Annotated in this window: 13 protein-coding genes; 11 read left to right on the top strand and 2 right to left on the bottom strand. The window is 59.3% G+C overall.

What is annotated here, in order from left to right:
- Window positions 1–18 precede the first annotated feature (18 nt).
- From AZKH_RS06855 to AZKH_RS06800, 11 genes are all read left to right on the top strand, one after another.
- Window positions 19–804: a hypothetical protein gene (locus AZKH_RS06855; RefSeq protein WP_083903022.1), complete on the top strand. Its 786-nt coding sequence runs from the start codon at window positions 19–21 to the stop codon at window positions 802–804.
- A 228-nt stretch (window positions 805–1,032) separates the two neighbouring features.
- Window positions 1,033–1,500, top strand: coding sequence for a hypothetical protein (locus AZKH_RS06850; RefSeq protein ID WP_156822056.1), 468 nt, complete (start codon window positions 1,033–1,035; stop codon window positions 1,498–1,500).
- 583 nt (window positions 1,501–2,083) lie between these two features.
- Window positions 2,084–5,179 (top strand): hypothetical protein, encoded by a 3,096-nt coding sequence (locus tag AZKH_RS06840; protein WP_015435020.1) that lies wholly within the window; start codon window positions 2,084–2,086, stop codon window positions 5,177–5,179.
- On the top strand, window positions 5,176–9,051 hold the full coding sequence (locus tag AZKH_RS06835) for a hypothetical protein (RefSeq protein ID WP_015435019.1): 3,876 nt from the start codon (window positions 5,176–5,178) through the stop codon (window positions 9,049–9,051). Before AZKH_RS06840 ends, AZKH_RS06835 begins: the two co-directional genes overlap by 4 nt.
- 195 nt (window positions 9,052–9,246) lie before the next feature.
- Complete coding sequence (locus tag AZKH_RS26725) at window positions 9,247–9,744, top strand: thermonuclease family protein (RefSeq protein ID WP_369795094.1); 498 nt, start codon at window positions 9,247–9,249, stop codon at window positions 9,742–9,744.
- A gap of 97 nt (window positions 9,745–9,841) precedes the next feature.
- On the top strand, window positions 9,842–11,314 hold the full coding sequence (locus tag AZKH_RS06825; protein ID WP_070099050.1) for a hypothetical protein: 1,473 nt from the start codon (window positions 9,842–9,844) through the stop codon (window positions 11,312–11,314).
- Window positions 11,311–12,114: a hypothetical protein gene (locus AZKH_RS06820; RefSeq protein ID WP_015435016.1), complete on the top strand. Its 804-nt coding sequence runs from the start codon at window positions 11,311–11,313 to the stop codon at window positions 12,112–12,114. Before AZKH_RS06825 ends, AZKH_RS06820 begins: the two co-directional genes overlap by 4 nt.
- A 5-nt stretch (window positions 12,115–12,119) precedes the next feature.
- Window positions 12,120–13,667: a methyl-accepting chemotaxis protein gene (locus AZKH_RS06815; RefSeq protein ID WP_015435015.1), complete on the top strand. Its 1,548-nt coding sequence runs from the start codon at window positions 12,120–12,122 to the stop codon at window positions 13,665–13,667.
- A 14-nt stretch (window positions 13,668–13,681) separates the two neighbouring features.
- Window positions 13,682–14,842, top strand: a complete 1,161-nt coding sequence (locus tag AZKH_RS06810) for a hypothetical protein (RefSeq protein WP_015435014.1) — start codon at window positions 13,682–13,684, stop codon at window positions 14,840–14,842.
- A gap of 186 nt (window positions 14,843–15,028) precedes the next feature.
- The gene (locus tag AZKH_RS06805) at window positions 15,029–16,258 is read left to right on the top strand and encodes a DarT ssDNA thymidine ADP-ribosyltransferase family protein (protein ID WP_015435013.1); all 1,230 of its coding nucleotides are present in this window, start codon (window positions 15,029–15,031) and stop codon (window positions 16,256–16,258) included.
- 19 nt (window positions 16,259–16,277) lie between these two features.
- A complete protein-coding gene (locus tag AZKH_RS06800; protein ID WP_041655989.1) occupies window positions 16,278–16,961 on the top strand; it encodes a hypothetical protein in 684 nt (227 codons plus the stop codon).
- 136 nt (window positions 16,962–17,097) lie between these two features.
- On the opposite strand, the gene AZKH_RS06795 is transcribed toward AZKH_RS06800, so the two are convergent.
- Together AZKH_RS06795 and AZKH_RS06790 are read right to left on the bottom strand one after the other, a co-directional pair.
- Complete coding sequence (locus tag AZKH_RS06795) at window positions 17,098–18,258, bottom strand: hypothetical protein (protein ID WP_156822055.1); 1,161 nt, start codon at window positions 18,256–18,258, stop codon at window positions 17,098–17,100.
- A 164-nt stretch (window positions 18,259–18,422) separates the two neighbouring features.
- Window positions 18,423–24,281, bottom strand: a complete 5,859-nt coding sequence (locus AZKH_RS06790) for an AAA domain-containing protein (RefSeq protein WP_015435011.1) — start codon at window positions 24,279–24,281, stop codon at window positions 18,423–18,425.
- Between the last annotated feature and the right edge of the window lie 363 nt (window positions 24,282–24,644).

Raw genomic sequence — 24,644 nt, 5'->3', positions numbered from 1 at the left:
GATTCGCGGCTGCGGCGCATGCCCACGCCAGCGCGGTCGAAGACGGACTCGAATTCTGGCAACAACAAAAGGATGACCACGCAGCCCAGGCAATGGGGGCCCTCCGCCCCGGGAAAGCTCTTTACTCGCACAGTCGACTGGTCGCTCAGGCTATCCACGGATAGCTATCACCTTCGCGTAGGCAGCACGGCTCTGCAAGGCAATGTCGCTGAACTCGAGCGATTGCGCGTGTCCTCAGGCATGTTCTGGGCCACGCTGGCCCTTTCTCTGCCGGGACGGGGCCCTATTTCATTGGACGGCATTCCGAATGCCGATGCCAAGGAGATGGCGACAGTAGTTGCCCAAGCTGTCCGAAAAGCCCGGGTCGCCGAGCTGCTGCGGAACTTCAACCAGGCACTGCGGCCAGTCTTGCAGTGGGCGAGTAGTGCGCGGGGCGCATGCAAGGCGCAGCTCACAGCCAGAGGCTGGCTCACCCGCGAATTCAAGGAAGTCCAGTCAAACCTCAAGCCCGGACAACTGGCCGAACTTCTGACCGAACCCGACGTGGTTCGACACCTCAATGCCCAACGGCCGGAGCTGAAGGATGCGGTCGCTCTTTGGCGTCGAAACTTCAATGAGGTCGCCGACGACATCAACGAGCGGCATCTGACTCGGGAGCTTCAAGAGTCCAAGGCATTCTTCGAACAGGTCGAGAAGTCTGACCGGACGCGGTCTGCGCTTACTGCGCCACCTGCACTAATCGCCCCGCCCTCAAGGAGGTTCTTTTGGGAGAGCACTTCACTTGGAACTGCAGACGGCAAATAGCCGGCCGAGTTGCTACGAGGCATGTGCAGCGAGCCAATGGTTATGCGCTGACGCTGTGCGTCGTGTCACGGCGGGCGTCGAGCTATTGCCGTACGTTAGCGGCGTTGCATACCGCAAGGGGATATGAGCATGGCGCTTATCCGTTGTGTCGAGTGTCAAGCTGACGTCAGCACACAGGCCGAACGCTGCCCGAGATGTGGCGCCAAAGTCATATCGGAGGCGGAGGCCATGAAATTAACCCTTGAGGGCTATGCGTTTCTATTTAAATCGGTGTTTTACATCGCGGCGGCCATCACGCTGTACATGGGCATTTCGTGGGTTTTCCGCGCTGAATGGGATTGGCGCCGCGTGACCGTGGACGGGGTCACGGTCACGAAAGGCGACTGCCGGAAGGACATGCGAACCCTGCGGTCCTTTGAGGGTTGGAGCCCAGACCGCCATCCGAGGGTACCGGACTTGGTCGTTACAACACTTCCTGAAGGAAGGATGTCGTCCTGCGGAGCCCGGGCGTTCACCGCCCTACAGCATTACTTCTCCCTTAAAGACGACTTGGATAACCTTCGTACCACGATGTCGGGCTCAATGACGTCGTTTCAAATCGCAATGGCTACCCGCAATGAGCAGGAGAAGCTTCGCGAGGCGGAACAGGTGTATCTAGCAGAAGCCACCAAGATTCGACTGGCTGTCGAACAATAGGCTTTATACCGTCAAGGACGGCATTTGCGTTGCCCAAGACCTCATCGACGTCCCAATTGACATCGAGTGAGCGAACGGCCGCGAGATGCCCCCCTAGCGGCCGCGCCGTCGGCCGCCACTTCCAGTGACAGCTTGTCCCGATAAACCCTGGGCGGCCGTCGGCGGGAAGAGCATGAACATGTAGTGCGTCCGCTCTATGCCCTTCAACGCGCGCACGAAGGTCTCCAGGGTCCCCTTCCCGTGCGCCTCGAAGCGCTTGTATGTCCGCAGCGGTACTCCAATACGTTCCGCGAAGACCTCCTGCGACTCCTTTCTGGAGCGCCTTACCCGTCGTATCTTTGCCGCCAGATACTCACAGACTTGGACATCCGACCACGTTTTGAGAAGAGCAAGTTCCCTATCGGCATCCATACCGGCTCCAAAAAGGCCATTTTTGGCACTATCTCTTGTGGATAACTATATCTCGTTGACATCTGAATAGGTGCCATCGTTAGACTATCCACACCCAATTGAATAAGCCGCCTCCCGGATAGGTCGTCCGATGGGGCGAAGTGGCAAATCCGCCAATAAAGGAGCCGACCAAATGACGAACACCTCTCTTCGGGGCGGTTCGAGCGTGACTGCGCGCGACCGCACCCCATCCATCAATCTCGCCACGCTAATCAAGCTACTCGCCGACGCTGTACCCGCTGCGCAGAGTAATGCCACGCGGCCATTCATCAAGACGGACGGCAATCGGTTGGTAGTGGATACCCGAAGCGCCCTGGCCGAGCTACATCGCCAACCCGACTTCATCAGCGCATTCGCGTACGGGGAGGACAAGGGATTCGTAAGGGACCTGGCGCTTCCGCCTCGCAACACGACCGCGCGCGTAGGTGGCCGGGTGTTTCCCGGCTCTGAACCCACGCTGACGAAGGCCATCGAGAAGCTGCACGATGAGATTCGGTCAGCGCTCGATAACGGAGCCCGTGAAACCCTTTATCCCGGATTGACGGTTCCCTCGCTCGAGGCCGCACTCTCGGCAATGGCGGAAACGCTTTCGCTTTCTGCCCCTGAGCTCCCGGACACAGCGACCATGGTACCGGTCTCCTTTGTGCCTCCGGACCGTCGCAGTAATGAGCGCCTTAAGGATTTGGCGCGGGTATTCACTGCCATCGAAACCGTTGACGGCAGCGACTGGCTGGACACTTTGCTGAAAGGCATCGGCACGCGCCTGCGCAAGGACGGGATTGACCCGGACGAAACTGAGGACATTGTCGAGACCATCCGGACGCAAAAGGACCGGCCGGGCAGCCAAATCAGACGCCTTCTCGATTTCCTCGACGACGAGGCCCTGTCGAGGGTCCGTCTGCAAGTGACGATGCGCCTGATGGAGGCTATAGCAAGCCAGAGTGATAAGGCAGGTTTTCGGGAATACGTTGCAAGGGCTGTCGGCTGTTATGAAACCTTCGCCAGTGGGGTCGGCACGGCCCTTCCGCTGGACGTCAGTGCTGTATTTGGCCAGCAGAACAACAGCCAGTTCGGCGAACATGTGGAAAAGGTCGGCTTCTATGCGACGCTTCCAGTATGGCCGGAATGGTCTTCGCAGCTTTTTGAGAACCGGACAGAGCCCGTACGCGGCTTCAAGACAGTACGGGAGGTCTCGTATCGGTTCCGCGTAAACGGCGTTAATCCACGGGAGGGGACCTCAGCGTTCCGCGCCCGACTCCAGCGTTTTTGGGACAGGATGCTCGTCGCACCCAGCGATACGATGTTCGTAAAGCGCTCCGCCGCCGAACTCGTCTTCCTATGGCTCGTCGTGCCGATGTCCCTCGAACAAGGAGCTAAGGGCGACCTGGAAACTGAGGCGACCGAACTGGCACAGCGACTGAAGGCGGACCCGGTTGGCACCCTACGGCGCATGCATTACGAGTTGGAAGCACGGGCGGACGTTATGGATGACCTCGCTGGCGAGTTAATTCGCGTCCTGAAGAGCCACTCTAGGAACGTACTTCAGGCGGCCTCACGGCAGGCAGACCGTTTCACTATCTCATTGCTCAAGGGCGTAGTGAACTGGGAAGTAGTCGAATCCTTGTCGTCACCTACCACGGATATCTTGGTCAAGTCCGAGCGCGGCGAAGACTCGATTGCATGGTTCAGCCAACTCGTCGTCAGCACCGCCACTACCGTACCAAGCAGCCTGGCTTCCTACGAGGTCGCAGTGGAGCTGCGAGAACGAGCCCTGGCCGCGACCGGAAACGGCCGTGTCCTGCCAATGGCACGGGATACAAAGGAAGCAGTGCTGCCAGTGCGCTTCATGCCTTTCGTGCGAAACAAGGAAGGCGGCGTAGTTAGTGCGATTCCGGACACTGGCCTGTTCTCTACGGAGTGTGGAGTTGAAATCCATTACAGCTTGGACGCCTTGTCGCTCAACAGAAACAAGCAGAAGGAGAGCGAGGAACAGAAGCGTTCGGCGATAGTGGCGGCCTTCACGGTCCTGACCTATGTCCTGCTATGGGAAGTCGCGCGACGCGTGCGAGCGACCGTCGAAACACCGCTGACCATGACGATGGTCCGGCTGCAAAACGGCGGACGGCAAACCGACCAGGAGACGGATGCGGGGGATGGAAATACAGCTGTCTATGCAGCAAGCCAAGCACTGGAACGAGCGCTATCGCGAGAGCTTCCGGTGAAGCTTCAAGGCATGACCAGCACCGGCGGTCGGAACCAATGGAAGCTACGCGGAACGCTCGCCGCTCTCCTCGGCGGTCAGCCCCTTACGTTTCCCATGGCCGGCTCGCTCGAGCGGGTGGCGCTCGTCACCTACGTCACACGCCCGTGCGACCTGCATCCCGAACACCCGGACGCAGATGGCTATCTTTACGTGAGCCGCACCTACACGGCTCGTTCCGACAATCGGGCCGGCACGCTTAAACTCGACAACATGACGTCCCGCCTCGTCGAAAGCCGGAAGGACTTTCGGAGCCCGGCGGTCATCCTCGAGGAAATTTCACGGCTGCGCGCCGCCGGATACCGCCATGTGATGCTCCTTTCGCACCACTTCGGGAACCGGCATATCGGTAGAGCGGCTGAGCGCCATTCCCCCCATGGCACCTTGGAGTTCCTCGACGAGGCAGCGCGGCGCTTTCCGGATGTCCAGCTGTATCCCCTGCGGCGGGATGTTTTTCCGGCGACGCGCCTGCGCACGCGCCAAGGGTCAGAAAGCGGATTCGAAGTGGTCAACTTCGCTGACCACCAAGCCATGTACGACGAGATGGCCAACGATGTCCTCCGTAGCCTGATGCCCGTCTACACCTTCGCGACGCTATCGGTAGTTGGCGAGGAGCAGCACCCCCAATCTGGCTTCTGCACCTACTTCTTCGACGTCGAGCAGCGGCTCAGCGACATCGAGCGGCGCGAGCAAGTTCGGCAGAACATTCTCGGCGTCGGCGGCGACCAAGGCATTCGGCAGTCCCTAATCTCAGTTCTGCGCGCCCTCCACTTCATGGAAAGCGAGAAACCGTCCGACAAAGCAAAGCTGCTCCCCGTTCTCGACCCGTTCGCCTGGGTCGCTCCTAATACCTCTGCCGGAGCCGGCGAAGTCGACATCATGCGCAGTCGGAGAGCAGGGAACGTCCTGCTGTCGCTCCCAGCGCTCCTCGCTCACATCACCAAGGTTCTCCATAAGGAGACCGCATGAGCGAGTTGAGTTTCCAGAAGCAGGCTGAGCTGTGGGGGAAGACCTATGAGATTCTGGTCAAGCGCGGTGTCCTCACCCACCTCGCGGAACAGCGACTCATCTCCCTTGATGACCCCCACCTGAAGCGCTGGACGCAAACCCAACTCATGAAGGTGTCGGGCAACCTTGTGCGCGCGCTGGACATTATCGACGAACGCGAGCGCTCCATCGTAAAGGCGGCATTTGACCACATGGCGCTCACCGCGTTTGGGCTGGGCTACACGGCCATCCGCGAATACCTGCGGCGGCATGAACGGGACCTCGCGCGCGGAAAGCTGAAAGTGGCGGGCCTGTGGTGCCCTATGACCTTGCCAGGCGAGGATACGGGGTCCCCGGAAGCGCAGGAGGCGACGCTGGCCGACTTTCAGTCGGTGTTCCACATCAGCACCTCGGCGGCAAGTAGCTTCTCGGGCAAGGGCTTGCCGGCCAACGCAGATTTCCTCCTGTGGCTTTCGGGCAGCGCGAAGGTGGACCACGTGCTCGTCCAGGAATACTCGTGGGACATGCCGCCGGAGCTATTGGATTTCCGCGACCAGCAGGCCCACCTGGAAGAAATGGTCCGCCACCGCCGTCTTGTCGACTCCCGCGGCGTCTTCGCACGCGTGGCGGCCGAGGTCGATGGAGAGTCCTTCGAACTGTCGGACGACATCCAGAACCATCTGCAGGCCTTCACGAGCGACAACAAGCCCTTCTACAAAATCTGCCAAGCGAGCGCATACGCGGAATCCTTCGTCAGACTGATGCGAGGATGCGGGCTGCAGGATAAAGCTGTCATCGCCCGCGCGCTCGCCCTCACGCCCAATGGCTTAGAGAGCCTGGCCGCTCATTTCACGACCGAGTCGGCCACCGAGCCACGAGCTGACCTGATGGTGCAATTGGGCAATGCCTACCGCGCATCCAAGAAGCTCGCAGACGGCGACGAAGCGGAGCTCACGCGCAAAGTCAAAGCCGTCTTCAACAGCATGAGACGAAAGCTCCCGCTGGAGCTGCAGCGCCGCGCAAAAGAACTCACCCGACAGCCGGAACCTGGCAGCGACTACACCTTCGAGTTCGACGAAACCCTCCCCGCGTTCGCCAACCCGACGGACCGGTTCTCAATCGACGGGGCCTTGGCCATGGTCGACGAGAATGAGGCGCTCACCGAGTTCTTCGGTGGGAACCCGCATGAGGCATTGCGCCCGGACATCACTTCCCGTGCCAACGAGGACGGCATCTCGCTTCGGGACCTGCACGCGGCGGCGATTGTGGCCGGCATGCGACGCTCTGTCGCAGGGCAAGTTAACGTGCTGGCCCTTGAAGGCAATCCTGGCATCGGCAAGACGACCGCGGTGCGAACCCACCTAGCGGAGAAGTCGGACGGCTACCTGTTTCTCTATGTGAGTCCCCGCGTCATCATCAACCGTGACGTTTCCGAGGGACTCGCCCGCGACGAGGAAGGCAGGCAGAGCGGCATCCTGACCCTTACATCAAACGCACAGCTCAATGCATCGGCCCGACGCTTCCATGAGAAGCGCGTTGAGGAAGGCCTCGCGAAGCCGCGCACAATTGATGGCGCGGTTGTCGCCGACGGCGTAGCGAACTTGAGGAAACCGGAGTCCGGCAGCATCCTCGTACTGACTCCCGACGACGAGACACAGATTGACAGCTCACTTGCCGGCTCCACAATTTCAAAGGCAATGCTCTCCGAGTTCGAGGACCAGGTCGTCGATACCCGCCGGACGGGTGTGCTGGCCGGACTGGCGCATATGACGCGGGAGCTGCTTCATCTCAACCCAGAGGTGAACCGCGTCGTCCTGACCGCGGCACTACAAGGTTTCAGGGAACGCGAGGGCGGCAAGACGACGATAGACGCACTGTCCAAACTCTTCGAAAACAAGGCTGACTTCGATGCGGGCCGCGCCGAGCGGCGAACCTTCGCCCGACAGATGCCAAACATCGTTGTCATGGTGGACGAACTCACGGGGGATGGCGCAGGCGCACCGTTTGTCGATGCTGTTGCTCAGTGGCTAACCAAGGAGTTCATCGAGCCCTTTGAGGATGAGTCAAACCCTTTCACCGTCACGCTAATCGTGTCGGATGCGTCACTCTGCAACGAGGTCGTCTTCGCTCGCTACCTTGATGCTGGCCACCGGACGCCGGACAAGGTGCTCGTTTCTCGTGCCGAGGGCAATCGTCCCTTCCGGCTGGCCGTCGGCGACTTGAAAATCGGGCGCGGCAAGCGACGGACGTTCCACGTCATGACCAACAGCTTCCCTGCCCGCGAGCTCCATATCCGATACCGCATCAAGCTCACCAACGTCCGTCTCGAGGAGAGCAAGAAGCGGCCTGGCCAGATGGAGTCGCCGCGTGAAGCCATTCTCCGTGAGGCGGAAGGACTCGCTCAGCAAACGGCGGTCGCCGAAATTCGCGGAGCGCTGCAGGCTGGAGCGGCGCAGGTCATCTACTTTGCGCAGGATAAGCTCTTCCTGAGCGACCTTGAAAAAGAACTGTCCGTCCAGAAGGACTTGGGGCTCAATGCCGACAAGGTGGCCGTACTGGACTCATCCGTGCCGGGCTGGAAGCGCAAGAAGCTCATTGAGCCTGAGCGACGCGATAGCATTCGGGTCTTCCTCATGACCTCTTCAGGCGCTCGGGGCGTGTCGTTCCCGCGTACGGACTGGATTATCGCGGCCGTGCCTCGATTCAACATCGAGGCCGCACTGATGGAAATCGCCCAGCTCGTCTACCGTGGGCGCGGCGGGTACCAGGACGAACACGGAAACAAAGTCTCAGGCGACACCGTGCCGCGCCATCTGGTGATGCTGGTGGAAGATTTCGTGGTCCAGGAAGGCGCACTGGACGAGCGCCAGTGGCTTCGCCAATCGACGGACCTGATGACCCTGTTGGTCATGCTGCGTTCAACCATTTGGACACGTATCACGGGCGACGCCGGACTCCCTCATCCCCTCGCGCTGGTCCCAGTCGGTGCTGTCGGCGTCGAGGAGTTGGTCAGCGTAATGTCCCAGAACGTCACAAAATTTGTGAGCGAGGCCGAGGTATTTCACCGCCGATGCCGCAACAGCGAACAGATTGCCTTGGTCAAGGCGGCAGCCCAAAATGTCATCGAACTCTTTTCCCGGGCACGCCTTCAGGCTCGCGCCGAAAAGGACAAGGACGGTCGGACGTGTGTCAAGGCCGCTGATATGGAGAACATCAGGACCAGGGCGACGACGCCAGTCAGCCCCCTCCTCATCGATTCAGAAGGGCCTTGCATTCCGGACCATGTGTATTTTACGGGGCCCGTGATACTTGAAAACTGGGGCGCTTTCGCGAAGCAGGAGGTCTTCGTGTTCGAGGGCCATCAGACCCAGGAGCAACGCCTCTCAGCCCAACTGCTCGGTCAGCTCAGAGCCATCGACGAAGAGCGGGATTTTCCCTCGGCACTGCGCAATCCAGCAATGAATCTCCGAAAACTGCTCATCCGAGACAGCCAAAGTGCTGCCAAGGAGTTCAACACGCTTAAGGACCTACGCTCGCCGAATACGTGGGTCGCGCTACCTGTCGGCTACGCCCAGTTCATACACAACGAAGATACGAGCGATGGCCAGCCGTTCTTTGTCGAGGACCCGGAGGTTTGGCTGGGCGGACTGCACCGCTCACTATCCTCGACCATGGCGGCCATACCCCCCATTGCACGCTACCAGTCATTCCCGTGGGCCGCGTCAGTCGGGCACGCCAATCCCATCAAGCTGGACCAGGTCTTTGATGACCGATATTTCATGGCTTCCAGTGAGCTGAACCTGCTGAACACGCTTCTCCTGGCTCGGGCCGACGGCGGAGACGACGACACGTGAGCTCGTTTGACGACTCGCAGAGTCCTTGCGATACGAGTCCCTCGTGGCCCCACGGTAACCAATGAGCTCCGCGCGCCTTGCCTGTGGCGCTCCGGTTGTATAGCGCACTTCGCCAATCTAGGTCGTTTGCCACATGTGCATACACAGTTCTCCACTAGAATAACAACCCCGCATCACATTACTTGCCGTATCAATATGCAGACCTCGATGCGCGTGTATCGTGCCTTACTTACAGCTACGCTAATGTGCCTGACAGACTTGGCGCCGGCCGGCATCTACTCTGGCCGAGTTGTAGCTATCGCCGACGGCGACACACTGACGGTACGCGATACCGCGAACGTTCAGCATAAGGTTCGCCTCTCGGGAATCGACGCACCAGAGAAACGACAGCCATTCGGGAATGTCTCCCGTCAGCACCTTGCTGAACTCGTCTTCGGCCGGTACGTTGCCATCGAGTATCACAAAGTCGACCGTTACGGTCGGGAACTTGGGAAGGTGCTGGTGGCCGACCGGGACGCTAACCTTGCTCAAATCCGAGCTGGACTCGCATGGCACTACAAGCGCTACGAAGGCGAGCAACCTTCTAGAGACCGCGCCGAATACTCTGACGCTGAAACTGAAGCGCGTGTGGCAAGGCGCGGTTTATGGCACGACTCTACCCCAGTGGCCCCATGGGACTTCAGGAGGCATTGATAGTGGGCAGCCTTATCGAACAACATCTCAATATCGCGGATGTAGTTTTCCGCGAAGGCTTAGACGTTTACCTTTGCGCTCAAATTACCTTAGAAACATGAAAAAGCAGCCAAACGTCCTGTCTCGAATTTGGAACTGGCTGACTTCATCAACTGAACGACGGCCAAAGAGTAAACACCCGGACCTGTATTCTTTGAGCGACCTTGCCATCGCGGAAGAACTGGACATCCGGCAGGAGGCCGCGCGTCTCGGCACAGCCGGCTTGCCTGCTCCAGGCGATACCCAGCTGTCGGCCCCCGAAGCACAAGTCATCCATCGAATCGAGCGGGCCCGCCTCGACTATATCGACTGGGCCAATACGCGAATCCAGGTTCTCAATGAGGACCTCTCTCGTCTCGACGCCCTACCTGTTGTTAATCGAGCGCTCCAGGCCGACCAAGAATTCTCGCGCAAGGCCAGTGCGTTACTGGATGAACGCGAACCACACATTCGCACGCTCGCACGGGCCTCCGAGCAGCGCGACAGAGAGCTTGGCGAATTCAAGGAGAGGAATCAGCTGACTCGGGGCGCTCGTTATCCGACGGGGGGAGGACGATTTTGGCGTTTCGCCGTGTTTGCTGCCCTGATTATTCTCGAAGGATTTGCAAACGCGTTCTTCTTTGCACAAGGTGTTTCCACCGGCCTTATCGGCGGCTTTCTCACTGCGACAACGCTAGCATCTCTAAACGTGATTGCCGCCGCATTACAGGGGCGTTACACCATCCCCTTTGTGACTCACACTCACCCAGCACTCAAGCTGTTAGGGGTAGTTGCATGTGTCACGGCGATTGCATTGATGCTAACAATCGGGCTCGGAATCTCGCATTATCGCGAAGCTCTCAGTGTCGACGCGGAGAGCTCAGCCCAGCTCGCAATCACCACCCTAAAATCCTCACCATTCGGATTGCGTGATTTCATGTCCTTCATTCTCCTCGGAGTGAGCGTCCTCTTCGCGGTTATTGCCCTCTTTGACGGCCTCTTTCTAAGTGACACGTACCCGTTTTACGCCTCGAAGACCAAACACTACCTCGAAGCAAAACTTGAGCTTGACGACGAGTTGGACGAATTGCGCGACGAACTGAATGAGCTCAAGAAGTCCTCGCTCAACCAACTCAACGACGATACCTCTCAGGTACAACGCCTATTGAGCCAGCAGGAGAGCCTCATTCAAACGAAGGATGGCTCCAAGGCGCGGCTCATGACCGCCTTACATGACGCAGAACACTGCATGCGCTCGTTATTGGCGCTTTTCCGTCAAGAGAACCAGATTCACCGGAATGGACTTCCTCCGCCGAGGACATTCGCTTCGCTTCCCGATTTGAAACGGCTACCCATCCCGGATTTCGACGTTGCCGCAAACAGGCGTGCGCTAGAGACTCAGCAACATGCCGCCGATGAACTCGCTTCGAGGCTCGAGAGCATTCGGGCGTCGATTCAAGCCGCCTTCAACCGTGAGTTTGACAAGCTCAGACCGCTCGGAACGCACCTCCACGATGGCTCCCTACAGCACGTGGCCGAGGCTGCCGCATGAGGAAGAGTCGAATTCAGGCGCGACGGGAGCGGATGTACTTCGTCTGGGGCACCGTTCTGCTCCTGGTGGTCGCCCTGATAGCCGCCGCGGCCATCTATCTCCAATTCACGCGCTCCTCGGAGGTCGATAAGACGACTCTCTGCCCGAAATCCGGCCCTATTGGTCACGTTGTCCTTCTTGTCGACAAGACAGACCCCCTGAACTTCACTCAGAAGCAGGCATTCCAAGCCCTACTGGAAGAAATCATTACCCAGAAGGTCGCACCGGGCGAACTCCTTTCCGTATTCGTGTTGGGCGAGGATTACACTGCAAGTGCAATACCGCTCATTGAACTCTGTAACCCAGGCGACGGACGCGGCAAGAGTGAACTCACCGCAAACGTCAATCGACTCAAGCGGCAGTTCGAACAGCAGTTCCGCGGCCCCATGCTCGCACTCGCCAACGAGTTGCAGAGCCAACAGCCGGCGAAATTCTCGCCGGTGCTCGAGATGATTCAGCTAGCGTCCATTAACGGCTTCCGCGCCCGTTCCGCAGGGGGGCCGCATACCCTTGTCCTGGTTTCTGACATGCTGCACAACACGGCGAGCTTCTCGATGTACAAGGGCGATTACGATTACAAGCACTTCTTGGAATCTCCGTACGGTCGAAAGATGAACACTGACCTAGCCGGAGTCGAGGTTGAACTCCACTATCTACTGAACACACCAAACCTGCAGACCAGACGGCACTTGAAATTCTGGGAGGAGTATTTTTCAAATGCAGGCGCGCGAATTGTCTCCGTTCGCCCACTTGAGGGCTGAATTTCATGCCGATTAAGGTCCAAAAACTCTTTGTTTTCGCTGTAATTCTAAAGGTTGGCTTTTCCGGCCTTGGATGGTACCTCTCGGACCCATGGGTTTTGGGTCTTGCACTGCCCCTCACAGTCATGGCGCTGTATATTGGCTTGGGAGCAAGAAGGAGCGATAAGGACGTCTCGGACGAAAAATTTGCTGATTCTTGCTACTACATCGGTTTCATCTTCACCATCACGTCCATCATCTTCAGCCTCTTTGACCTCCCACAGATTGGCGCGAAGATGTCAGAGATTGCCGTACGGTTCGGTGTCGCGATGGTAAGTACCGTCGTTGGCCTTGCTGTCCGGGTGTATCTCGTCAGCTTCAAGCAGGACTTGAACGACGCCGTGGCCGCCGCCGAGGAAGGGGTTATCGACGCTACGAATAGGCTCCGTGAGCAATTAACCATCGCCTTGGAGAAGATGCGCGAGTTCGACTCGCGCGTAGACGAGGCTACCAAGACGACGATTGCGAATGTCTCGGTGGGGGTTGAGAAGCTGACGGAATCCTACGGGGAGAAACTTACCGATTTCTTCGAGGACCTGGCTCAGGAGAACAAGGAGGCGTTCGCTAGCGCGCTGAATGAGGTGAAGACTGCCAGCAACCGGCTCTCAGATTCGGTGGACGGATATTCGGCCGCAATGCGTACCAACCTCCAGAGCATCGAGGCCAAGGTCACCGACTTCGCGGCCGCAGTCACGAAGCGCCTGCAGGAAACCACCTTCCCCGACGACTATTTCGCGAAGCGGTTGGAAGGTCCCTTGGCCAAACTGGGCGGAAGCACTGAAGAGATGGCGCGTCACATCACGGGGGTTTCGAGTGACGTCGCCTCGTCGGTGACCGGCATCCGCACAGCCCTCGCGGAGTTGCGGTCACGCGCCGGCGAAATTGACGACGCCTTGTCGCGCGTCACCGAACTCTGCAATACGCAGGAACGCATCGTCACCGGCGCACAGACGCAGGTTGATACCCTAGGCATCGTCTCGGACACCCTGAGGGCCGCACAACGGGATATCGGCAGGGTGTCAGAAGCAGTGGTTACGCAAACGCAGGTGTTGGAGCGACACGTGGACGAAAGCCGGAGTCAGACGGTAGGCTTGTCCGCCTCTGCCAAGGAGCTCGCGACCATCGGCCAAGCGATAGCGCAAACCAACAGAGGTGTCAGCGAGCAGCAAGCGGGCATCCAACAGGTCCTCGCAGGACTGAGTGTACAAACGACGAGCGCTGAATCGATTAACGCAGCAATCCAGGGAATGCTTGAGCGCCTGGCAGCCGTCGCCACGGAATTTCCGCAGGTCCGCCACGCCTTGACGGCGGCCCAAGCCGAATGGGTATCGGTGGGTAAGAACATCGCCGCATTCGAGCGGGCGACTGGGGAACTCACTCAGCGGTTGAGCCACGTTGAGGTGAAGGTGCATATCGGCAACGCGGCCAAGCTTGGTGTCGTCGATGACTTCGGGTCGTACGTCACACCCGAGGTGCCCGACTTCAAGTCCACCGCGGAACGTCTTCCCGCCTGAAGCAGACCGTGCCCATGCACCAGCGCAATGACTCTGTCTTTCAGCTTTCTCTTACCGAAATAGCGTTCACGCTAGTGTTTATCCTGCTGATTCTGCTTGGATGGATGTACTTCGATGCGGACACCAAACGCCAGGAGGCCCTGGCGCGACTGGAACAGGTGGAAACCCTCCCTCATGCTCAGGAGGCCTTCGAGTCTGTCAGCAGCGCGCTGCGTAAGCAGCTTTCGGACGCGGGGGTGGATGCGAACGAGGTCATCCAGCGACTGCTCGACGACTCGAAGGCAGCTGCCAAGGCCTCCGCCCTTGAAGTACAAATCCAGGACCTAAACGCGCAACTGACTGCGTTGGCCGAAATCAAGAAGATTCTCAGCCAAGCAGGCGAAGCCATTCCCGGCAGTGCAACGGAGGAAGCGCTGATTTCCGCATTGGAGCTTCGGGCGCGCCTTGAAGAGAAGATTTCCGGCATGACGCCGGATATGGCTTCCTCCGAGCCAGTGAAATCCAAAAAAACCGAAAAATCCGAGAATCCGGTGAAGTCCCAGAAATCTTCGAAAGCCGAGAAGTCCGTGACCGCTGATAGGGCTGATAAGGCTGCTGCAACACCTCAGAGGCTTGCTGACGAGGAACTTGCCACCAAAGCGATAGCTGCCCTTGAATTGCAGCAACGACTTGAGCAGGAACTCATGGCGCAGCTCGCCAAGCCGCTCGAGAGGGGACAGGAAGCCATGTTAGCGAAGACGCTGGTTGAGGGGCTGAAGGCTAATCGTTCGAAAGAAAACGCCGACCTGCGCGGCCAGGTGGCCTTTCTGAAAGCAAAATTGGAAGCTCGTGGCGGCCGTGACTACCCTCCATGTTGGGCTGACGAAACTACCGGCAAGGTCCAGTTCCTCTTCACCGTTGAGGTCAGGCCAGATGCGGTGGCCGTCACCCCCGCGTGGCCCCCGGCCCGAGACGCTGATGCCCGGGCATTGCCAGGCATCGAGGAAGTCATTGCTAAAAGCCCACACTCATACTCGGCATTCCGAGAACGCGTTCGGGGTATCTTTCAAAAAAGCGATGTGCTGCAGTGCCGGCACTATGTGCAGTTGAGAAGCGTCGTTCCCGACGCCGTTCAGTCTGACCGCGCCCGTCTGATGGTCGAGACATACTTCTATAAGATTGAACTTCCGCGGTAAATCCGAAGAAGGGGACTTCGGCGGCGAAAGACTCACGGTGATGTACCACGTAACTTGACTTGTAGTTCGGCCACATTGCCGACCGGACATGTGGAAAACGTCTTGACCGGTGCATGACAATGATGTCGCTTGCTTACAAGTGCGGTACTGGCCCCCGTTTCCATCCGAATAGTCGGAAGAACAAAAATGAAAACCGAACCGCTTGCGATAGCTGGGCCCGAATTCGCGCTGTTTTCAGAGGAGAAGGGTGACCTAATACCTCTTTGTCAGTCCATGGCCGTGGAGCATCAGACGTTTGGCCTGGGAGTTGTCGAAGAGATTGCGCCGCGCCGAGGCCTGCCGCCTCTTCTCAGCATCCATTTCTCTCGCTCTAAGAAGACGAGCAAATTCAACCTCGGTGCCTTCAAGAGTGGGATGATTTCGGTGGTCGGACTGCCTGTGCGTCTGGCGGGAGAGTTCGTAACCTGGCAACGGGAAGCCGAACGACTCAAGGCGGAGCGGGCAGCGGAGGAAGAGGCGATACAGGCCGAGCGAGCGCGTCAGCGCGAAGCAGCTCGCATTGCGGCAGAAGCCGAAGAGAGGTTGGCCTTCGAGCGTCGTCGAGACTTGGAAACCCGTGTCGGGTCTCTCGTGAGTCAAGCAGTCAGCGTATCACCCCATGCATCAGCACTGGAGTACATGGAAAAGCTTGAAACTGCGCAGTTGGAGCATTACCGGCGAGCACTACCCCCTCGGATTGAGTGGCTGAAAGAGTGGGCACAGCGAATTGCAAAAGGAGAGACGGGCGTTGAGCCGGCGTGGTCGCAAGGGCAAGCAGCTGCTGCCTATCTTCAGGAGAGGGGAATTACGCATCTGTGGCACTTTACCGATTTCCGAAATCTGCAGCCTATTTGCGAGGCGGGCGGTCTCTTGAGCTACCTGGCGCTGGAAGCCTTGGAGGGTCGCACGGTGTGGCTGCAATCAGATGACGAATCCCAGCGACGAGATAAGAGTCTCGGCCGTCAAGATTCGGTCAGGCTCAGTTTTGTCCCCAATTCGTTCTTCTTTCAAAGAGTCCATCGCCATGCTCGCCTGGTTTGGCTTCGGTTTTCTACTGCCGTACTGTCACTGGGCGACGTGTCCTACTGCCACGGGAATGCTGCGTCGGATTACTCGTATGTGGCCAGCCGTCCTGACGCCCTCGGCTTGGATTGGGACCTGTTGAAATCCTTCAGTGGATGTCGCTCCCCGGATGGGCCACCGATGTCGTACCCTAAGCGATATGCCTCGGAATGGGACGACCAAGAGCGCGTGCGACAAGAGAAGAAGACGATAAACTCGGAAGTATTGGTCAAGCACTTTCTCTCCCTGGATTTCTGTACTGGTATTTTCAACGCGCTTAACGGCGCACAAATTCAGCTAATCCGGACTGAATAGTCCTCGAAGGATTTCACAGATGGCTGTTAGGCCTTTATTCGTCCCTTCATCCAAAGGCTCTGGCCTGGTTGAGCGGCTCGACCTCGAGTTCCAGTGGCACGCGGGCTTGGCGGTAACGCAGAAGCAAAAATCGATTCGGTGCCTGCACGAATCCGCCTCCCAAAAAGGATTCAAGCAGGTTCTTGAGATTTCCTCAAAATCCGAGAACCCACTCGGTGTTCGGCTCAGTGCGTTCAACCTCCGCTATCGGCTGCCTGATGGAAAGCAAGTTTCCGTAGAGAATGTTTTTCAGGCGGGAAAATGCTTTGAGCGCGGAGGCCCCTTTCGCGACCTCCTCGGCAAAACTGCAAGAGAGGCCAAGCAAGACCCCCGACTCGGCAGTAGCGGAAACCTGCTGGCGTTTGACTTGAATGGCGAGAAATGGCCGTTGTTACCGGTCACGGCCTTCTACGACTGGGTGTACCTGTCTGCTCTGAAGCAGTCGCCGACGCTCGCTGAAGAACTCCTGGCGTTTGATGGTTTCACGGATATTGAATTCAATCCGGAGCGCTCTTTGAACTGTCAAGCGGCTTCGGCCGCCCTGTTTGTGGCGCTTGCACGAAAAGGGGAGTTGGACGCTACGCTTGCCAGCCGGGATTCTTTTCTCGTTAGATTGGGTGTCCCCAACACCCGGGCGAGCGCGGTGCAGTCCAGCCTTTTCTGAAACTGGCGCGTCCTGATTCACGTCTGGTTTCCCTTTCGTGTTTGGGCAATAAGCGGCTACAGTCTTATTCAACCGATGTACTTCGCACTCGTGCGGGCGCAGTTCGCAGGGCGCGACCCACTCGAAAAACTGGTCGTTATTTCTTGAGCGCTTGACGGGGAGCGATTGTCCCGCGGGGCGATTCAATCTCTGTCGAGGTCGAAAGAAGCTTTAGCGGGAATGCCCCTACTCCCTCGGCCCTCTCCACTATGACTTCAGAGCCTTGCGCCTTGAGCGCCCCCTTAAGTGCTCCGAAGTCGTCGCACCATCGTTGCTCGGCGGGGATGTCGCCCGATGAATCTCGGTTGGCATCGAAGGCCACCGTCCTCATCTGCAATCGTTCCATCCCAGCGCCGGCAGTAATCGCGACTCCGTAGCCAGTACTGGCGGGATTGCGTACGACCAGTTGGCCTCCCGCGCTGGTCGCCGTCGACAGCTCCTCATGCACCTGATAGCCCAGCTGCTGAAGACCATCGAGCACTGCTCTACGGCGAGCATCAGCAACTTGCGTTGCCTTCAACTCAGCCAATCTCTGCTCGCCCGCGGTGACTGCTGCCTGGAGTTCGGATATACCACCACGTGCAGCTGCTTGGAGCGTCTGTTGCACCTCCGTGCCCTCTCGGTGGCGAGCAAGTTCGGTTCCGAGAAAGGCTGCTCTTCGCCGCAGCTTTTCGAGCGCAACAGCGTCCTCCTTAGCCCTCTTGAGCGAATTGACAAGCGAATCAAATCGCATCTCGCGAACAGCGTCTTCAGGAATGGCAGCCGCCGCTAATACCTCCTGCTGTAACTCAGAAGCACGCCCTGCTTGGCCGAGCAGCTCCAACTCCGAGATGTGCCCCATGAGTGCTTCCAGCCCCCGTGACGAGACTGCCTGCTTCCCGCGCCAAACCTCAAAGTCTTCAGTCTTCTCCCCACCTGCCAGGCGAGCAGCAAGGGCTTGTTGGTCGGCGCTAAGTTGAGGTGTGGCAGGCTGAAACAAGGTCTGCCGCGCCCGCGCGAGCACCGCGTCCAGGTCCTTCAGGCCAAGCTCTCCTGCGGCTGCCCGCTGCAATTCGCCCCTCTCCGGTGCATCTGGTGCAATCTGCCGCAGCAACACCCTTGCTAGCTCCTTGCCGGTGTGCAGGCGAGCACGTTCCTGTGCCCGAGCTTGAGCGGCCCTCTCTCGGCGGTGACCTGCATCAGCGTCTAAGAAGTCAATCTCCGCCAGGGCGGCCTTCCCGAACTCCGCGAACCGGTCCGCTCGTAACATCTGGTCCAAGGCATTTCGCCTGTCTTTCGATGCTTTCTGGTCCGCAGGACTCACACCTACGCTGGAACACGCCCGCTCCCACTCCGTCAGTGCCGCATCCAGCCTCCGCAAGAGGGACTCGCCACCTGCGACCAATTCCTCGCGAGTGACGACTCTCACAACCTTGGGCCCGCTCATGGCGCTTCACCGACGTCGAGGGCCATCTTGATGGCATTGAGGAGTCGATTACGCTCTTGCTCACCGTCGTGGTACCAACCGTGGCAGGACACCCGATGAAGGACTGGCAGCGAGCGCTCCAGCACCTGCGGGCGCCAGACCTCTCGTGCCCGCGCGTGCTGAAGCAATGGATGGCGAGGTGCATCGCACTCGATTCCAATCGCAAACAAACCTGTCTGTGGATGCTCGATGGCGTAGTCGAGTCCGAACGCGTCCGCGTCCTCCGCTGCCTTGACTTGGTGCCCAAGCGAGCGGAGGAAGTCGCCCACGGCTCGGTAGAACGCATCCTCGCCACCGCCGCCATGTGACGATGCCCTTGTGGCCTCCCGCCGGGGCGTAATACGCGACAAGAGCGATTTGGCCGCAATGAACTCACCCGACGAAACCAAGCGGGCGTACTCCATGTAGCCCTGCAGGAAATCTCGAGGCGTAGCGGGTGCCCTTCTTGTGCTCAGAAGGTCGCTGATTTCTGGAATCGGCATCGAAGTCACCATGTAAACCTTCTTCCGTGAACGAGTTACTGCAACGTTCAAGCGACGCTCACCACCCTTCTGCCCCAGAACGCCGAAGAATCGGAGGAAGGAGCCCTGAGCATTGCGGCCAAACGTGGTAGAGAACACGATGATGTCCCGCTCATCACCCTGCACGTTCTCGACGTTCTTGACGAAGACGCTCATGTCTTCGCCGTCTTCGTAGCGTTCAGACTCTTGGCTAAAGGCAGCCCTGAAGGCGGCGTCCGATTCGGCACGCTCCTCCAACAAATCTTCGATGAGGTCGGCTTGCTTACGATTGAACGTCACGATGCCGACTGAGGGCCGCTGCGCCGCCGGCGCGGTCCAGAGCTGCGCGAGGATATCGACTACTCGCTGCGCCTCTTCTGGATTCGTCTGCTCTCTGTAGACGCCGTCGACGCGCACCATTTCAATTGGTCTGGCGGCGCGGACAACGTCTTCCGGGTGCCGAACAGGGACGCTCAAGTCGTTGGCGTAGAAAGCAGCGTTCGAGTACCCAATGAGCTCGCGGTATGACGAGCGATAATGGATTTGCAACCGCGAATTCGGCAGGTTGGCTCGGGCGAGCTGCAGCAGGTCCGGGCAGTCCTTGATTTCCCGCCGATTCCATGTCTCTTCGAAAGCATCTATCTCAGCAGGTGTCGCGTCCTCGTCTGGAAGCTCCCCGTCAAAGACGTGCCCTTCGTCGCTTTCCACTTTGCTGGCAAAGAAGGCCGTGGGCGGCATCTGCTTTTCATCGCCGCTGACCACCGAGACCTTGCCGCGAAACAACGTTGGTAGCGCAAACTCAACTGGCATCTGCGACGCTTCGTCGTAGATAACAGTGTCGAACAGCCCAGGCTTCAGAGGCAGAATACGGCTTGCAACATCCGGGTTCATCATCCACACCGGACGTAACTTCATGAGGCCCAGACCGGCTCCGAGCTCGATGAACTCCCGCAGGCGTCGAGCACGCTGCCCCGTCAGCCGGGTGATGTCTTCCCACTCGCGCAGGGGTCGGACTGCCGCCATGTCGAAGTTCACCTGAAGCAGTTGCCGGTTGAGAAGCCGCATCTCCTTATCAAGGTCCTCGAGAACGGCGACCTTGTTGGCGAGTTCTTGCCGCTCCATCGAGAGTTCCGGTGCGCTCTGTTCCATCAACTGCTTCCAGGCAAGCCGGGCTTCGCGGGCGAGAATACGCCTGGCAACATCATCGAGGTCCCCCGTCGGGATAGCGAGCAGCTGACTCTCTTTGCCTCTCAGCACGGCTAACACTTGCATGGCCTGCAGCGACATCTGGGCAGCGCGTCCGCGGAACAGCTGGTAGGCCGCCAAGGAAGGCATCGCCGACACAATGGGCTGAATACGCTGACCATTGCCATCGTTCTTGATGACAGCCTGCTGGCAATCCTGCGCCCAGGTGAGCTGCATCCAAGGCTGCAGCGCTGCAAGCGCAACGAGACTGTCTGTACGCACCTGGTGACGAGCGAATGCTGAGTCGAACTCAGCATAGAGTTTCAGGAACGCCTCGCGGGTTCCTGTCAGTGCTGCCTTGTCCATGCGGTCTGGCCAGGGTGCGGCTTGGAGATGGGCGGCTTGCACAGCGACAGTCTTTAGCGCTGAGAGGGTCTTAGACACTGTCGGCAGCAAGGTCGGGCCCGCATCGGCGTCCACGCCGGGGAGCGACAAGCGATTGTGAATTGCTCCCAAGGTCTTATGTAACGGACGCCAACTCTGCTCCAGCTGCACGGCAGCAAGCAGCGTCACCATGCGGTCTGCACTGGCGATGTCCCCGACTGACTGCAGGAACTTCGCCACCCTGCCTTTGCGCATCATCCGAAACACATTCAGTCGCGCAAAGAATCCAAGCGGCTCGATGGCTTCTGCCGCCAAGGCCCGCAGTTGCTCGAGCTTGTCCGCAGGCACACGACACAGCGCCGGCGACAGCTTCTTGTCGTAGTCCTGGCTCCTGCACGCCGACAGTCCCTCACGCAATTTGCGAAGGTCTTCGATATGCTTCAAACCCGCTGGCTCGCCACCAGTAGCACCTCGGAACAGCAATAGCCACTTCGCCAGAAAGGCGGCCTGCTCGTCCGGCATCTGGAGAAACTCGCTGCCATACGACGTGAGCCAGGTCTGATGAGGCCTAGGGTCCTCCACCTCAAAGCTTGTTAGCCGCGTAGTCAGAACTTGATGGCGCGCATCCTCCGCCCGCGCGAACTTGTCGAACGCTTCGCGAAAATCATTCAGCGTCGCCAAGTCGGCGGCGAAGGGCTGCAGATGAGCTAGAGAACTGCCCTCGTATTTCGCGGGCAACCAGTGCCGTACCGCGGGCGCGACTTCCTCCTCCAACGTCGCGACCTGACCGATGTTCAGGCGCTGAAGCATGGTTCGCAATGCAGGTACATCCAGCGCCGCACCCGCCTGCTCCAACTCGATGAGTTCGCCAAGGAGCACCCGATAGCTTAGGCCTACTGATTCATCCACCTGATGCAGCGCGGCATGGTGTTTGTCGAGCGCGGCTTCGTTCGATTCGATACGCGCCGCAACTGCCTCCCGTTTCCGTCTGATTTGCGCCGCGTTATCGGTAGGGCGCCGCACCAACTCCTCCAACTGCTCGCGGACGGCTCGAATGACGGGCTGTCTGTCCTTGTTTACGTCATTGACCATTACGATGCGGTCGCCAAGGTCCTCCGCAACCAGGCGCTTGTGCACGACCTCAAGCGCAGCGTGCTTCTGGCATACGATGAGGACACTTCTGCCCTGGCCGATGGCGTCGCCGACCATGTTGACGATGGTCTGACTTTTGCCGGTGCCGGGAGGCCCTTCAACCACCAACCCAGGCGCAGCCCTGGCCTGAAGGACTGCGGCCTCTTGAGACGGGTCAGAGAACACCGTGAAATAGCGGTCAACTTCCTTGGGCCTCGCCGGTGTCGGAGTAGCTGACGCTTCATCAGTCTTAAGGCGCAGGGCGCTTTCCAAGCCCGTTCCCGCCGGCGGTAGCGACCGCAAGTTGCGGATTTCCTCGCCGATAGCCTGGCCCATGAAGGTCATGTGGAACAACACGCCTGCGCACTCGAGTTCCATGCTCCGCGCAGGCACTTCCAACTTAGGCCCCGGCAATGCGGTCAATTCGCGTGAGCGCGGGGTGGCGAGCGTTCCGAATGCGTCGATGACGTCGGCGGCACGAAGCGCGGCACGCCCTAGGACCTCCTCGGCCGCCTTTGCCCACTTCTTGACCGTCTCCTGCCCAACCAGGGTCTCTAGCGCCGGGTTGAGGCGCACCTCCTCTCGGTTGCTGTCGAACGAGATTTGGACGTTGCTACGTGCGCCGACCTCATGGTGCACGCGAATTGGCCACAGGAGCACAGGGGCAATCCGCGGCTTCGCGCCAGATTTAGCTTCCTTGGTCAGCAGGAATGGAAACCCGAGATACAGGCCGTCGATACCCGTATCTCTTTTGTACAGTTGGCTTTGACGGTCCAGTGCCTGCAGCCTGTGTCCAGTGGTGCCGAGCGGGTCGAGCGCGGCCGGGTCCAGCGCCAGGGCATCTGCGGTGCGCGTGAGCAGGTGCTCCAGAAGGCCGCTTGCATCGATTCGTCTAGTGTGGAGCTCCTTCAGGTCCACCCGCGGGGTGCTCTTGCCGATGGTCATTCGAACCAGCGGCCCACGCATGACCGTAGTCACCACCTTCTTCTCGAAGAACGACAGCAAGTGAGATACGTACTGCTGCCGGTGCGGCTCCTGCCATTGTTCCTGCGGCACTGAGAGAAGTACCAGAGCCTGCGCCAAGGGCATCCGCCGCTCGAGCCGGAATCGGTCTGCCCAGTCATTCAACGTCGAATAGCCGCATCGAGCGAAGCCTTCGACACGCTCCGCGGTCGCTCCGAGAATCTCTCCTCGAGGCCAGGTAACCACCTCGGCTGCGGCGCTGACGTCGAATGTGGCCACTCCGCCGGCGACAGCAAGCTGCCGCGCTTCTTCAACGATAGCGTCGCAGGAGCGGAACTGACTGGGTGCTGCGCTGAGCACCACGATGAGGTCCTCTTCGCTCAGGCTGCGACGCTCAAGTAGGTTCAGTAGCCCCAGATGCTCGGAATCCGGGAACACGCGACGGCGGCTGTCCCACTCGGCGCTGAGTCGAGCCCTCGATGTACTCAGGAGATAGACGCGTAGCGTGTCTTCCTCTAGGTCGATGCCGAGTTGGTCTGCGCGCTCGCGTACGGCTGCAGCCCTCACCCTAAGGCGCAGCAGCCAGTTGTCCTGGTCCAGCTCGTGGAGCAAGTCCGGCACAGGTCCACAAATGAGGTCGTAGCCTTCAAGCGGGCTCTCCAGAAGCCACTTCGGGCTGACGATGGCGCCCTTCATCACGGGCGGCATGTCCGGGTTCAGCACCTTGAGAGCGACGAGCAGTCGCCAGTCGTCCGTGACGGACGTGTCCCTCACGATTCGCCTAAGTCCAGCAACCTGCTGGGCCAGCGCGCCCTTGGACTGCACCCAATCAGTGATAACGCCTCGCACAAGCTGGTCTCGAGCTTCTTCCCAGGCATCGGCGCCCGCTGCCGCCAAGGCGTAGGAAGACAACGTTCGAAAGTGCTTTCCGCCCAGGGTCAGCGCCGGCCCCTCTGCCCCACCGGCGTTCTCAACGCTGGCCTCAGGTGCCTCGGGTGACTGGCCATCCAGCCAAGCCTGAACCTCATTCCACCTCCAGCGCTTGTGGCGGTCCCGAGCGAGCAATCCGCGAAGGAGCAGCGCCACCTCCTGCGGCACATCCGGCGGAATCGGTACGCCGTTGGCAAGCACGTGAATCAAGAACGCCTGCTGCTCGATGCCTTCGAAGCAACGGCCGTCGGTGACCTGTTCCAGCAAGACGATGCCGAGACTCCACCAGTCGGATGCCGCAGCTACTCCACCGGCAACGGCTTCAGGAGCTGTGTATCTGGTGACCTCAAGGGGCGAGACAATGTCTAGGTCGTACTCGGACAAGCGTGCAGAGCCGAAGCCACCGATGACCAAATCCAGTGGGTCGCGGTTGCGCACCAAGAGTGTTCCTGGCCTGATGTCACGGTGCCGTAGTCCGACCTCGGCAAGCGCATCGAGGGCCTTGCCAAGCTCATAGGCGATACGTCGCACGCTCGCAGAGTCGGTGGCCACGACGCCCAAGTCGGCCAAAGTTCCACCCGTCAGCTCCTCCGCGACTTCATATGCGCGGTCTTCCCAGCGACCCGTTGCCAGAATCTGCGGCACATGCTCCAGGGATACGCGGCGAAGAGCATCGTAGACAGTCGTATCCGGCTCCCAGCCATGGTGATACAGGGTGAGCATGCCCCTTCGCTCTCCTGCATCCTCTTCGACCAGATACCTGTCACGCCGCCCCGCACTGGAACTGACTTGCCGAAGCACCCGCCACCCGGCGATAACGGTCTCTGAAGTAGCAGGAGTAACTGACTCCTCTCCTTCCGTCGCTTCACTTCCGGCGGCTGCTTCAGCCCCACAGACTGAGCAGAGGAAGTCGCCTACCTCCAACGCGTGGCCGTTCGTGCAAACGAGCCCGACCGGCGAAATTCCGGCCGGCGTCGACTCCGCGGGAATGACCTCCGTCGGGCGCCACCCTGCGGGGGTGATTTGAACTTCCAGCAATGGCCAATTGCATTGATGACCGTCGACGACACCTTCACACGAGACTTC

The organism is Azoarcus sp. KH32C, assembly GCF_000349945.1.
Classification (GTDB): domain Bacteria; phylum Pseudomonadota; class Gammaproteobacteria; order Burkholderiales; family Rhodocyclaceae; genus Aromatoleum.
This window is presented reverse-complemented; position numbering and strand designations above follow the sequence as displayed.